At 61.0% G+C, this 13443-nt stretch carries 14 protein-coding genes and 1 pseudogene; 2 read left to right on the forward strand and 13 right to left on the reverse strand.

Going from position 1 to position 13443, the window contains the following annotated elements:
• Positions 1 to 10: 10 nt before the first annotated feature.
• The 11 genes and pseudogenes from AC0KW6_RS20660 to AC0KW6_RS20710 form a co-directional block, all read right to left on the reverse strand.
• Positions 11 to 1270 (reverse strand): annotated as a pseudogene (locus AC0KW6_RS20660) (malic enzyme-like NAD(P)-binding protein); the annotation flags it as partial.
• A 23-nt stretch (positions 1271 to 1293) separates the two neighbouring features.
• The gene (locus AC0KW6_RS20665) at positions 1294 to 2679 is read right to left on the reverse strand and encodes an aspartate ammonia-lyase (protein WP_474035936.1); all 1386 of its coding nucleotides are present in this window, start codon (positions 2677 to 2679) and stop codon (positions 1294 to 1296) included.
• A gap of 26 nt (positions 2680 to 2705) precedes the next feature.
• On the reverse strand, positions 2706 to 3026 hold the full coding sequence (locus tag AC0KW6_RS20670) for a hypothetical protein (protein WP_474035937.1): 321 nt from the start codon (positions 3024 to 3026) through the stop codon (positions 2706 to 2708).
• A gap of 11 nt (positions 3027 to 3037) precedes the next feature.
• Positions 3038 to 3733, reverse strand: a complete 696-nt coding sequence (locus AC0KW6_RS20675) for an orotate phosphoribosyltransferase (protein ID WP_474035938.1) — start codon at positions 3731 to 3733, stop codon at positions 3038 to 3040.
• A complete protein-coding gene (gene pyrC, locus AC0KW6_RS20680) occupies positions 3730 to 4812 on the reverse strand; it encodes a dihydroorotase (protein WP_474035939.1) in 1083 nt (360 codons plus the stop codon). The genes AC0KW6_RS20675 and pyrC overlap by 4 nt, the downstream gene beginning before the upstream one ends.
• Positions 4805 to 6094 (reverse strand): hydantoinase/carbamoylase family amidase, encoded by a 1290-nt coding sequence (locus tag AC0KW6_RS20685; RefSeq protein ID WP_474035941.1) that lies wholly within the window; start codon positions 6092 to 6094, stop codon positions 4805 to 4807. Before AC0KW6_RS20685 ends, pyrC begins: the two co-directional genes overlap by 8 nt.
• A complete protein-coding gene (locus AC0KW6_RS20690; protein WP_474035942.1) occupies positions 6091 to 7035 on the reverse strand; it encodes a dihydroorotate dehydrogenase in 945 nt (314 codons plus the stop codon). The genes AC0KW6_RS20685 and AC0KW6_RS20690 overlap by 4 nt, the downstream gene beginning before the upstream one ends.
• Positions 7029 to 7817: a dihydroorotate dehydrogenase electron transfer subunit gene (locus AC0KW6_RS20695; RefSeq protein ID WP_474035943.1), complete on the reverse strand. Its 789-nt coding sequence runs from the start codon at positions 7815 to 7817 to the stop codon at positions 7029 to 7031. Before AC0KW6_RS20695 ends, AC0KW6_RS20690 begins: the two co-directional genes overlap by 7 nt.
• Before the next feature lie 67 nt (positions 7818 to 7884).
• Positions 7885 to 9165, reverse strand: a complete 1281-nt coding sequence (locus tag AC0KW6_RS20700; RefSeq protein ID WP_474035944.1) for a TRAP transporter large permease — start codon at positions 9163 to 9165, stop codon at positions 7885 to 7887.
• Positions 9165 to 9611, reverse strand: coding sequence for a TRAP transporter small permease (locus tag AC0KW6_RS20705; RefSeq protein ID WP_474035945.1), 447 nt, complete (start codon positions 9609 to 9611; stop codon positions 9165 to 9167). Before AC0KW6_RS20705 ends, AC0KW6_RS20700 begins: the two co-directional genes overlap by 1 nt.
• Positions 9612 to 9800: 189 nt before the next feature.
• The gene (locus AC0KW6_RS20710; RefSeq protein WP_474035946.1) at positions 9801 to 10823 is read right to left on the reverse strand and encodes a TRAP transporter substrate-binding protein; all 1023 of its coding nucleotides are present in this window, start codon (positions 10821 to 10823) and stop codon (positions 9801 to 9803) included.
• A 153-nt stretch (positions 10824 to 10976) separates the two neighbouring features.
• Here AC0KW6_RS20710 and AC0KW6_RS20715 point away from each other — a divergent pair, with 153 nt between their 5' ends.
• Positions 10977 to 11867 carry a helix-turn-helix domain-containing protein gene (locus AC0KW6_RS20715; protein WP_474035947.1) on the forward strand — a complete coding sequence of 297 codons (891 nt, stop codon included), beginning with the start codon at positions 10977 to 10979 and terminating at the stop codon, positions 11865 to 11867.
• A 62-nt stretch (positions 11868 to 11929) separates the two neighbouring features.
• Here the strand turns inward: AC0KW6_RS20715 and AC0KW6_RS20720 are convergent, their stop codons facing one another.
• Complete coding sequence (locus AC0KW6_RS20720) at positions 11930 to 12367, reverse strand: transposase (protein ID WP_474035948.1); 438 nt, start codon at positions 12365 to 12367, stop codon at positions 11930 to 11932.
• A gap of 20 nt (positions 12368 to 12387) precedes the next feature.
• Between AC0KW6_RS20720 and AC0KW6_RS20725 the strand changes: the two genes are divergently transcribed.
• A complete protein-coding gene (locus tag AC0KW6_RS20725; protein WP_474035949.1) occupies positions 12388 to 13095 on the forward strand; it encodes an IS6 family transposase in 708 nt (235 codons plus the stop codon).
• Between the two features lie 64 nt (positions 13096 to 13159).
• Here the strand turns inward: AC0KW6_RS20725 and AC0KW6_RS20730 are convergent.
• Positions 13160 to 13443, reverse strand: a 284-nt coding sequence (locus AC0KW6_RS20730; RefSeq protein ID WP_474035950.1) for a transposase, incomplete at its 5' end; no start/stop codon positions are given.

Below are 13443 nucleotides of genomic sequence, written 5' to 3' on the forward strand. Positions count from 1 at the left end.
TCAGTTGCGCCAGCGCGCTCCGGTATCCGGCAAAGTCATGAATGGGGCGGGTGGCAACACCGCTGTCCATGGCCGCTTGTGCGACGGCAGGCGCAATTTCGAACAGCAGGCGCGGGTCAAATGGCTTTGGCAGCAGATACTCGCTCCCAAATGACAGGGTTTCCACCTGATAGGCATCCAGCACAACCTCCGGCACCGGTTCCCGTGCAAGCGCGGCAAGGGTCTGCGCGCAGGCAATCTTCATCGCATCATTGATCTCTGTCGCGCCGACATCCAAAGCGCCCCTAAAAATGAAGGGAAAGCAGAGAACGTTGTTGACCTGGTTCGGATAGTCGGAGCGCCCGGTGGCAACGATGGCATCCGCCCGGACCGCCTTTGCCTCCTCTGGGCGGATTTCCGGTTCCGGGTTGGCCATCGCAAGGATGACCGGCTGCGCCGCCATGCTCTGCACCATCTCGGCTGTCAGAGCACCTGCAACCGACAGCCCCAGAAACAAATCGGCACCAGAAATCGCATCCGCCAGCGTGCGTGCGCTGGTGTCATGCGCAAAGCGGAGTTTAGTGGCATCTATCGTCCGGCCCGGCCGGTCCTTGTAGATGACACCGGCGCTGTCGCAGACAAGGATATTGCTGCGGCGGGCGCCCAGGGAAACCAGAAGTTCCAGACAGGCAATGGAGGCGGCACCCGCCCCGTTGGCCAAGATTTTGACCGTCTCCATCTTCTTGCCCGCGATTTCCAGCGCGTTCAGAACCGCCGCCGCCGCGACAACGGCGGTTCCGTGCTGGTCGTCATGGAACACTGGAATATTCATCCGCTGCCGCAGGATCCGCTCGATCTCGAAACATTCCGGGGCCTTGATGTCTTCGAGATTGATCCCGCCGAACGTCGGCTCCAGCGGGGCAACCGCATCGCAGAATGTGGCCACGTCACCGGCGGCGACCTCAAGATCGAAGGCATCAATACCCGAGAACAGCTTGAACAGGGCAGCCTTGCCTTCCATGACAGGTTTTGCGGCCAAGGGGCCGATATTTCCCAAACCCAGAACCGCTGTTCCGTTGGTGACGACACCCACAAGATTGCCGCGCATCGTGTATTTGCCCGCCTGCTGCGGGTTTGCCGCGATCATTTCGCATGGGAAGGCGACCCCCGGACTATAGGCAAGCGCCAGATCCCGCTGGGTTGCCATGGCTTTGGTGGGCACGACTTCCAGCTTTCCGTTTGGCGCAACCGCGTGGTATTCCAAGGCTTCGCATTCAAGTGATTTCTGCATTTTATACTCCCCCGCGATCCGGGTCACAGATCCGCCAGATGCTGACGGATCGTTTCTTTGAATTCAGTCGGGGACATTACCCCCATGGCATCGGCCACGGCTTCAATGGAGCGCCCGCTTGACTGTGCGTCCTTGGCGATGGCGGCGCTGACCTCGTAGCCCAGTTTGGGCACCAATGCGGTGGCCAGTATCAGGCTGCCTGCGAACAATTCCTCGCAGCGGGCGCGGTTGACCTCGATGCCATCGACGCAGCGGAGCCGCAACGTGCGCAGGGCATTTTCCAGCATCCGCATGGATTCCAGCAGGTTGTAGGCGATCACCGGCTCCATCGCGTTCAGCTGAAGCTGGCCGGCCTCCGCTGCCATGGTGATTGTCACGTCGTTGCCGACCACCTGATAGGCAACCTGGCTGACCACTTCGGGGATCACTGGGTTGACCTTGCCCGGCATGATCGAGGATCCCGCCTGCACCGCTGGTAGCATCAGTTCGCCGATCCCTGCCCGCGGGCCAGAGCTGAGCAGCCGCAAGTCGTTGCAGATCTTGGAGATCTTGATCGCCACCCGGCGCAAAAGCCCGGAGAAGGACACCAGCGCGCCCATATCTGACGAGGCATCAATCAGGTCCTCGGCGCAGCGCAGATCCTGACCCGAGATGGTGCTGAGATGGCGCACGGCGGCGTCGGCATATCCTGCCGGGGCATTGATTCCGGTGCCGATGGCGGTGCCGCCCAGGTTGACCACCCGCAGCACCTTGGACAGGTCTTCTAGGCGCGTGGTTTCTTCGGTCAACGCCGCGGCAAAAGAGGCGAACTCGCGCCCCACGGTCATCGGCACGGCATCCTGCAATTGAGTCCGGCCAACCTTGCGGATGCCGTCGAATGCCTCGGCCTTGGCGGCAAAGGCATCCAGCAGCTTGCGCTGCTCGGCAATCAGTCGGCGGCTCTTGAAGAGTACCGCCAGACGGATCGCCGTTGGATAGACATCATTGGTCGATTGCGAGCGGTTCACATGATCGTTGGGGTGGATGAAGTCATAGACGCCCATGGCGCGCCCCGCCTTTTCGGCGGCGAGATTGGCGATCACCTCGTTGGCGTTCATATTCGTCGAGGTGCCTGCCCCGCCCTGGATCATGTCCACGGTAAAGGCATCATGGTGGCGGCCCGCGATCAGCTCCTCGCAAGCGGCAGCGATCCATCCGGCGCGCTCCGTGTCCAGAACGCCAAGGTCGGTATTGGCTCTTGCCGCGGCCAGTTTGACCATGGCCAAGGCGCGCACGAAATCCGGGAAATGGCTGAGCGTAACGCCGGTGATGGGGAAATTCTCCACCGCGCGGACCGTATGCACGCCGTAATAGGCTGTTACCGGCACGTCTTTCGTGCCGACTGAATCATGTTCCAATCGGGTAGTCATAGCGGCTCCGCTGTATTGTGGCCGTGTTAGGCGCTGGGGCTGGCGAGGCCTGAGGCAATCCGGTTCAGAACCGCCAGGATCCCCGCCGCATCACCACGGGCAAAAGCATCGGTCAGCAGCCCTGTGTTTTCCGAGAAGCGCTCAAACGCAGCGCCGGTCTGGGCGGTGGTTGTCGCCATGCGCTCATTGCGTTCGATGAAATCCTCGGCCTGCGCTGCCAGCAGGTAAAGCGCTGCGGCCTGCTCCGGCGACGCGGCAGCCATTTCCCGTGCCTGACTTGCGCATTTGCGAAAGGCGTGGATGCCTTTGCCGTTGTCGGTGATGGTGTTTACCAGATCCGTGAACATTGTAGTCTCCTCTACAGGGAAAGGGTTGAAGCCCCACCGTGGTCGCCCGACCACGTCAGGGGATCGTCCAGAAAGCGTTCGATTTTCTTCAGCGTCGCGCTGTCGAAATAGCCGGTCTCCTTGCCAGCTTGCAGCACATCGCGCCAAGTGGCCAGCGCGTGCAGGTTCAGGTTGTGGTCCGCAAGTTTCTGCCGGGTTTCGGGGAAAATATCGTAGAAAAAGATCATCACGGTGTGATCGACAACCGCCCCTGCCCGGCGCAGAGCCTCGCAGAACTTGATCTTGCTGCCGCCGTCGGTGGTCAGATCCTCGACCAGCAGAACCCGCTGCCCAGCCAGCACGTCGCCTTCGATCTGGGCATCCCGCGCGAACCCCTTGGGCTTCTTGCGCACATATTGCATGGGCAGCCCCAGATCCGCGGCGATCCAGGCCGCAAACGGGATGCCTGCGGTCTCGCCACCCGCCACTGCATCGAATTGTTCAAAACCGACGTTTGCCGTCAGGATGGAGCCCGCAAAGCTCATCATCGCTTCGCGGATCCGCGGATAGGAGATCACCTTGCGGCAGTCGATGTAGACCGGGCTGGCCAGCCCTGAGGTGAAGGTGAACGGATGCTCGGCGCGGAACTGAACCGCATTGATTTCCAGCAGCATCCTGGCGGTCATCCGGGCAATTTCCTCGTGGCCCGGAAAGTCATGTGTTTTCATGATGAATGTCCCTCTGCCATCCCGCTGGCGGTGTCGGTGTTCTGGGTCTCCCAATACACCCGGAAACCGGGATCAAAAACAGTTACCGCTTGCGCGCCAGCAGTGATCCGCGGGGGCCATGTCAGCGGCTCTTGCCGTTTGACCAGGTGGATTTTCCCCGGATTTGGCGGCAATCCATAAAATGCGGCGCCGTTCAGTGACGTGAAGGCCTCCAGCTGATCCAGGCGGCCATCCTCTTCGAACACGGCTGCCAGGACCGGCATGGTGTTGAGCGCCGTGAACATGCCCGCACAACCGCAGGCGCTTTCCTTGGCGCTGGTGTCATGGGGGGCCGAATCCGTGCCCAGAAAGAACCGCGCATCCCCCGAGGTGGCAGCGGCCCGCAGGGCCAGGCGGTGCGTTTCGCGTTTCAGCACCGGCAGGCAGTAATAATGCGGCCGGATGCCGCCCGCCAAAAGCGCGTTGCGGTTCAGGATCAGGTGATGCGTGGTCAGCGTCGCAGCCAGCCCCGAGGCGGCGGATTTCACATAGTCGACGCCATCCCTTGTCGTCACATGTTCCATCACCACGCGCAGCTCTGGCAGTTGGCGACGGAGCGGCTCCAGCACCCGGTCAATGAACACCGCCTCGCGGTCGAAGATATCAATCACCGGGTCCGTGACCTCGCCGTGGACCAGCAGCGGCATCCCGTTCGCGGCCATTTTCTCCAGCACCGGCATGACCGCGCGGATCTCCCGGACGCCGCTGTCGGAATTGGTGGTCGCCCCCGCCGGATAGAGTTTTACCGCCTTAACCGCGCCGCTTTCAAAGCCGCGGGCAACATCATCCGGGCTGGTGGTTTCGGTCAGATACAGGGTCATCAGTGGCTGGAAGTCATGTGTGTCCGGCACCGCCGCCAGCACCCTGTCGCGGTAGGCGAGCGCCTCTGCCACGGTGGTCACCGGCGGCACCAGGTTCGGCATGATGATGGCGCGACCGAAATCGCGGCTGGAACAGGGGGTCACAGCCTGCAACAGCGCACCGTCGCGCAGATGCAGGTGCATGTCGTCGGGACGGGTGATTGTCAGCATTTCAGTCATGCTCTGGTGCCCTTGTCAGATATTCGTAGATGATCGAGGTGCCGACCAGGAAATCACTGATCTCCATCATTTCGTCCGGGTTGTGCGAGCCGTTCTGGTTCCTCACAAAGACCATGGCGCTGGGAACCCCGGCATTGGCAAAGACCGCTGCGTCATGCCCGCCGCCGGAGGCCATCACCATCGGGTCAAGCCCGAGGCGTTCCATTGCCGCGCTCAGCCCATTCACCACCTTGGGGCACATTCTGGCAGGTGCCGTCGCATTGACCCGATCCGCTTCGAACTGCACTTTACGGTCGCGCGCGATCTGCTCCATTTCCTCGAACAGCAGCCGCTGCATGCCGTCCAGCGTGTCCTGGTCCTGGCTGCGGATGTCGAGGCTAAACTCAACCTGATCCGGGATCCGTGACAGCGCGTTCTTGCTGGCGTCGGTATGGACGACACCAGATGTCACCACCAGATCACCACCCATTTGCAGGACCGACAGCCAGGTCTCGTCCAGCCGGGTCAGCAGGTCGGCCATCGCCAGCACCGGATCGCGACGGAAGGCGCGCGGCACCGCACCGGAATGGCCGGCCTCGCCGGTGCATCGGATCGCCTTGTGGCGGAAATTGCCGCGGATCGCCTGCACCACGGCGGCAGGCAGGTCCTTGCCGGTCAGCAGCGGGCCCTGCTCGATGTGCAGCTCGATATATTCCAGAATGCTGCTGGCTGCCATCAGCGGTGTGCCCGCGCGCACCGGCTCCATGGGGATGCCGGTGTCTTCCATATGCGCGTCGAGACTGCGCCCATCGCCCTTGTGGGTCGAGGCCAGTTCCGCCGCGTTCAGCACCCCCATCAGCGCCTTGGAGGCGATATAGCAGGGGCCGAACCAGGCGCTTTCCTCGCCGCGCATGGCGATCACCTTGAGCGGTCGGGCAAAGCGCGTGCCGTTGGCCCGCGCCCGCAGCAGGCAGATAAGCCCGGCGGCAACGCCTGCCAGCCCGTCGTAATTGCCGCCCATCGGCACGCTGTCGACATGGCTGCCGATCAGGACGAATGCGCTGGCCTCGGCATCTTCGGGCAGCGACATCACCAAATTCTGGCCGGCATCATATTCCGTTGCGAGTCCCACCTGCTGCGCCAGCTCTTCCAGATAGCGCAGCACCGCGGTTTCCGTTTCCGAGAACGCGGGGCGGCTGACGCCCGCGCTGTCCCGGCTCATTGCGGCGACTGCCGCGAAAATCTCCGCCGCCTGCCGGTGCTCGGCAATCTCTGCGGCAGCGGCCATGGCAGGGGATGTCACGGTGCGGCCTCCATGAAGACAACGGAATCGGCGGCATCTTCGTCGCGGACGCTGCCAACCAGATCGGCGATGTTTTCAATGTTCTGGGACTGCAGGAACTGTTTCAGATCCTCAATCAGCGTCACCATCGCGGTTGGGTTGATGAAGGTTGCGGTGCCGACCTGAACCGCGGTGGCACCGGCGATCAGATATTCGGCCACGTCCTCCACCGTCGAAATGCCACCGCAGCCGATAACCGGGATATCCACCGCCTTGGCGCATTGATAGGCCATCCGCAGGGCAATCGGCTTGAGCGACGGGCCCGACAGGCCGCCCATCAGGTTGCCGAGCTTGGGTTTGCGCGAATGGACGTCAATCGCCATCGACAGCAATGTGTTCGACACCACCAGCGCATCCGCCCCGGCGGACTGTGCGGCCTCTGCCACCTCGGTGGCCTCGCCAGTGTTTGGCGTCAGTTTGGCCCAGAGCGGCAGATCCGACGCTGCCCGCAGCTTGGTCATCACCGCATGGGTCGAGGATGGCCGCATGGCAAAAGCCTTGCCGTCTTCTTCGATGTTGGGGCAGGAGATGTTGACCTCGATCGCCGCAACGCCGGGCACCGAGATCTCCTCGCAGATCCGGGCAAAATCATCGGCGTTATGGGCCGAGATGCTGACCACCAGCGGCACGTCATACCGCTGGTAGAACGGGATCACGTTCTGGATGAAATAATCGATCCCCTTGGACGGGATGCCGATCGAGTTCAGCATCGAGCCGCGCACTTCGCAGACTCGAGGGGTCGGGTTGCCGCCGCGCTTTTCGCGGGTGATGGTCTTGGTGACATGCGCGCCCAACACGCTGATGTCGATCACATCCGCCAGATCCTCGGAGAAGGTGCCGGATGCGGGCATGATCGGGTTTGCCAGCGTCAGAGAGCCGATTTTCGTGGTCAGACTTACCATGCCATTGCCTCCTGAATATCAAACACCGGTCCTTCGCGGCAGACCCGCTCATGGGTGATGCCGCCCTCACGGCGGAACGAGCGGACGCAGCATTGGCACATGCCGACACCGCAGGCCATCTGCTGTTCCAGGGCAATCTCGCCCGGCACGCCGTGCTTGTTGCCGAGATCCTGAAGCAGTTTCAGCATCCGGTTCGAGCCACAGGTGTAAAGCGCGTCCGCTTGGCCGACGGCGATCCGTTCTTCGATGATCGCTGCGATGTTTTCCATGTCCGAGGTGCCCTCGGAATCGGTAACGGTAATCACTTCGGCGCCCATTTCGCGGAACAGATCCACCGACATCAGCACGCCCGGATTGCGGGCCGAGCAGATCGCGGTCAGCTTGCGGCCGAGGCGGCGCGCCTCCTGCGCCAGCGGCGCAAGGGTCGCCAGGCCAACACCGCGCGCCACCAGCAGCAGATGCTGCCAGTCATCGCGGATCGTGTACCCCTTGCCCACTGGTCCCAGCACGTTGAAGGCATCGCCTTCCTTCAGCCCGGCCATGGCGCGGGTGCCTTCGCCGGTCACCTTGTAGAGAAAATGCAGCTCCCCCTTTTCCGGGTAATAGCCGTAGATGCTCATCGGGCGGCGCAGATAGGGTTGCAGCCCACCGGACACCGGGCACCGCAGGTGAAAGAACTGGCCGGGTTGGCAATCGAGGATTTCCTGCGGAGCGTCCAGCACCAGCTGGCGGTATTCTCCGTTCACCTCGACGTTGCTTTTGACACGGGTTTCAACTTCCATGACTTTCCCAGTCGCCGGAGCCTGTGCTCCGGCGTTAATCGATTTGATTGTCATTGGTTTCCCTTTCTTAACCGAAGATCAGTTTGGGGACGAAGAGAGAGATTTCAGGTACATAGGTCACGATCAGCAGCACGATGATGTTGACGGCGACGAAAGGCCAAACCCCTTTGATGATGTCCAGGACTGGCTTGCCCAGGGTCGAGGACGCCACGAATATGTCGAGCCCGAACGGTGGGGTGATCATGCCCAGGCTGATGTTCAGGGTAACGATCATGCCGAAATGAACCGGATCTACCCCCAGCGCTGTGGCGACTGGATACAAAGGTGGAACCAGGATCAGCAGCGCCGAGTTCGGATCGATGAACATGCCTGCGATCAGGAAACACACGTTGACCACCAGCAAGAAGGTAATCGGACCGGCATTGATTGCCGCCAGAAAATCACTGATCTGGGTGGGCACTTGCGCCAATGTCACAAAGAAGGAGATCAGCCCGCCCATTGCCAGCAGCACGAAGATCACGGAGGTGGAAATCGCGCTCTGCTCGGTGATCCGGAACAGATCCTTGAAGCCGAAATTGCGATAGATCACCATCTCGACAAAGATCGCGTAGATTACGCTGACCGCGGCGGCTTCGGTGGGGGTGATGAAGCCGGAATAGATACCGCCCAGGATGATGCCGGGCATGCCCAGGGCCCATCCCGCGTCTTTGACGGCGCGCAGCCGCTGCTTCCAAGTGGAGCGCTCTCCCGCGGTCACGCCGTTGCGGCGAGCCTCAATGAAGACCATCAGCGCAAAAGCAAGCCCCAAGAAGATACCAACGGCCAGACCGCCGGCAAACAGCCGCGCAATCGAGGTGCCGGTCATCCAGCCATAGATGATGAAGGTGATCGACGGCGGGATCAGCAGCGCGGTCTCGGCGCTGGCAACCAGCAGGCCCAGGCTGAACTTCTGGCTGAAGCCGCTCTTGCGCATTTCCGGGTAGACCATCTTGCCCATCGCCGCCACGGTGGCGGGCGCCGAGCCCGAAACCGAGCCAAAGGCCATGGAGCCGCCAATCACCGTGTGGCCCATGCCACCGCGGGTATGTCCGATCAGCGCGCGCACCAGGCCGGTGAGGTTGCGTGCGATCTGCCCGCCGCCCATCAGATGCGCGGCAAAAATGAAGAAGGGGATCGCCAGAAGTGTCGTGTGGTCGATGCCGCCAAAGATTTTCTGAACAACCGCGGGATCTGGAAGCCGGCCATAGAATGCCTCTTTGGCGGCGATCGCGGGAATTCCCAGTACCAGGAACATCTCAAAGCCCAGCACCAGAAGCGCCAAAGCAAGAATGATGATTAGGATGAGCATTAGTGGTCCTCTGCTTCGTCTTGTTCAGTTTCGGCAAAGCGGTCGCTTACTCCGAAGAAGCTGAGCGCAAACCGGAGGCCCAGCAGGCCAAAGCCCAAAACCGGCGCCAGGTAGACATAGCCCATCGGTACGTCCAGCGTCGGGCTGCTCTGGCCAGTGCGCAGAACAAATTGGGACAGCTCAACACCGAGCCAGGCCAGGTAGATCGAAAAGCCAAAACCGGCGGCATCGATGAGTTTCAACAGCGGGCGCCGCAATGTTTCCGGCAGCCGGTTGCGCAGCGTGTCGATCCCGACATGGCGGCCGCGCTCCAGCGCAAGCCCTAGCCCGAGGAACACCAGAAAGGTATTCATCAGCCGGACCGCTTCTTCGATCCAGGCAAATTGGCTTGCAAAGGTGCCGCCGACTTCGCGGGCAACCACGCTGAAGAAGAAAAGTGCTGACATCGTCAGGAAAAGGACAACCAGGCAGGTCCTTTCTGTGCGTCTAAGCAGATTGAGCATGGAAATAGTCCTTCCCTGGGCATCCGGGCAGCGCTGCCCGGTGCCAATGTGGCGCGCGACGGTTGTAACGGCCGCGCGCTTGCCGTCTGGTCCGGCCTGACAGATGGTCTGGCCGGACAGATCCCGCCGAAATTACTCGGCGGCCTGTGCCTTGTAGATTTCGATCAGCGCGGCGCCTTCATCCCCGGCACGCTCGAGATATGCAGCCTGCGCGGGGGCAAACATGACATCCCGCAGCGCTTGGCGCTCTTCGGCGGAAGCCACACGCACTTCAATGTCGCTCTTGGCTATCTCGTCCAGCGCCGCGGCAACAGAAGCGGCCTTATGCGCGGTCAGCTCGGGCACGATTTCTGCAAAGACGTCGTTGATCACACTGCGGTATTCCTCCGGCAGGCTTTCCCACCAGTAAGGGTTAAACAACACGACATCTTCCATAGCGCCATGGTCAGACACCAGCAGGTAGTCCTGCACTTCGTGGAACTTCATCCGCAGGATGGTGTCGGCCGGGTTCTCTTCGCCGTCGACAACGCCGGTCTGCAACGATGTGTAGAGTTCACCAAACGGCAGCGCGATCGCGGAGGCTCCAAGCGCGTTGAACTGTTCGATCAGAATGCGGCTGTCCATCACCCGGAACTTCTGGTCCGCAAAGGCTTCGATGCTGTCCAGAGGCTGATTGGAGGTGAAGTTCTTGCGGCCATTGGGCCACAGGGCAAGGCCGACAACGCCGCGGCTGGTGAAGGAGTCGAGCAGTGCCTTGCCGAAGGCACCAGCGCGCAGCGCCTGCGCTTCTGTCTCGTCAGAGGGCAGCAGATATGGGATGTCCAGCACCGAAACCACCGGGTTGAAACCGCCCAGGAATGCGGCCGGCGCGACCGTTGCTTCCAGTGTGCCCAGCTGAACGCCCTCGGTCATTTGCCGCTGGTTGCCCAACTGGCCCTGGGGGAAAATCTGGAATTCAACTGCGCCGTCGGTCCGCTCCGAGACAAGCGCCGCAACCTTTTCAAGATGGATGTGGCGGCTCTGTTGGGGCGTTTCCAGATGCCCGATACGGGCAACGAACTCCTGCGCCATTACGGGCATGGCGCTGAGGAAGAATGCGCCGGCAGAAATCGCTAGCGCGCCGCGCTTTAGAAGCGAATGTGAGATAATAGTCATGGTGTCCTCCCATTGGTAGGAATGTCATAGCGGGGCGATGGTTTCACAGTCAAGAAAATTCTCATTTTTGAGACGGTAAAGCGACCCATCTAAAGTTTGCGAATTTGTCTTCGGCTTGATAGTGTGCCTCAAGATCATAAGGTTGATACGTCAATGGCGACGCAATACGAAGCAATTCTGCAAGTGGGTGAACGCCTGCGCTCCTACCGGCTGGGCAAAGGGTTGACCCCGGAGCAAGTTGCCAAGGAAACAGGCATATCAAGGGCGGCCATCTACCGTTACGAAGCCGGCCAGCCGATTCGGGTGGACGCTTTGGGCAAGATCGCCGACCTGCTGGACGTTTCGCTGACGTCGCTGTTCGGCGTAGGTTCCGAATATATCGCCTCTGCGGTTACCTTCTTTGAACGAATGAAACAGATCGAAGCCACGGCGGAACAGATCAGCGTTCTGTTCGGGCCGGTTTCCTATCTGCTGACCACCGACCATTTCGATGAAAGCCTGGGCCAAGTGCTCAGGGAGAGCGTGCCAGACGAGGCTGCCGACCGCAGCAGCCTCGATTCTGAAATTGCGCAGATTCTGGAAACGCTTCATGAAAGAAAAACCAATTTTCGCGAGCGCCGCCCGAATATCGTCAGCCTGGTGTCCAGCGCCGAGCTGGAGCAATTTGCCCATTCCGGCTTTGTCGGCCGCCAGGGCCTGTCCGGTGCCGAACTGGCAAACCGGCGGCGGACCGCAAGGCTGGAAATCGAGAACATCATCGGCCTGCTACAAGAGCAGCCGATCGGCACACAAATCGGCGTTGTTGAGGATTCCGCTCCGGGTTCGAGCTTTCAGCTGTTTCGCAATGGCAATCAGGCGCAAGTTGCCGTCAGCCCGTTCCGGCTTGGCATCTATCCCAATGTCCGCATCGGAGTTGCCACAATCACATCCGCCCAGGAATCCGTTCAGCTGCACCAGGAAGCAACGGAACAGCTGTGGAAAAACAGCCTAAAAGGGGCTGAGGCGATCACCCGGCTGGAAAAAGTGCTGAACCAGCAAAGCTAGGGTCAGATGGACCGCGTTGCACGAATAGCGCTCGGGCCGCATTTGCCCCTTTCCCCGGTTCGTTATGCGACACGCTCACAGGCCGCACGGCCGAGACGGGTCATGCGGTTGAGGGCATTGAAAGCGATGCGGGCTTCGGCTGTCTGGGTCTCCATGTTGCGGCTGCGCAGTTCCGGTCCGATGACCTGCTTGCAGCGCCCGATCTGGGCCTCGCCGCGCGATCTCTGACCATAGCCAGTGGCCCTCTGCCATGCCATTCGGCCAGTTTCGGTTATCATGTCGAGATGGGCGTTGCGTGCCTGGCAATCTCCGGGAACGGCGTTCTTCGGCGGCGGAATGATCAACTCGACATCCGGACCAAACGGGTGCCGGATTGTCGCGGCGGTTGTTACACCATCATAAGCCCCGTCTCCGATGAAACGGCGCACCGGACCGAACACCTCGGCAAGAAGGTCGGGCAGAGCGCCTGTGTCGGCTTTGTCAGGTTGCTGACGCCGCATCGGCGGGTTAGTTCTCTGTAATGCTGAACATCGAAGATTTGTCCCGGATCACAGGCTTCCGGTTTCCACGAAGCGTGATTGGTTACGCCGTTTGGGCCTACCATCGGTTCGCTCTGAGCCTTGACGTCGAGGAGCTGTTGGCGGAACGCGGTGTCACAGTTTCGTACGAGACGATCCGTGACTGGGTGAACCGGTTCGCGCATCAGTTTGCCGCTAAGATCCGCCGTGACCGTTCAACGCCGGCGGAAAAATGGCATCTCGATGAAGTCGTGATCCGGATCAAGGGCCGGAGCCACTGGCTTTGGCGGGCCGTCGACGCCAAGGGCGATGTGCTCGAAATCCTGATCCAGTCGCGACGCAACAAGGCCGCAGCCCTCCGTTTTTTGCGGAAACTCATGAAATGGTGGGGCCAGCCCCGTGTCCTGGTAACGGACAAACTGCGATCCTACGGTGCAGCCAAGGCACAGATCGCACCCGGAATCGAGCATCGCCAGCACAAGGGCTTGAACAACCGAAGCGAGGCCTCCCACCGGCATACCCGTAGACGCGAGAAGATCATGGGCCGGTTCAAATCCCCGCGCCAGGGACAGCGGTTCCTATCCGCGCACGATCAGGCCGCCAGTCTGTTCCGCCCGAAGCGCCACCGCCTGTCCGCAGAATCTTACCGCCACGCAAGGTACGACGCGTTCTCGCTGTGGTCCGGCTATTCAGCCGAATTGACCGCTTGATCTTCGCCATCGCCAATAAACTCAGCCTGACATCAGTAACCTGACAAAGCCCTAGGGTCAGGATTCATAACCAGAAGATGACGGTTGCAGCGAGGGCGATGGCTGAGAGGAAGACTTTCGGACAGCGGTCATAGCGGGTTGCCACGCGCCGCCAGTCCTTCAGCCTTCCGAACATGATCTCGATGCGATTTCGCCGCTTATACCGGCGCTTGTCGAATTTGACCGGGATCTTGCGTTGCTTTCGGCCGGGGATGCAGGCGCGTATCCCTTTGTCTTGTAACGCCCCTCGGAACCAGTCGGCGTCATAGCCTCGGTCCCCGAGCAACCAATCGACGCTTGGGAGGCTGC

The organism is Leisingera sp. SA215, assembly GCF_055902035.1.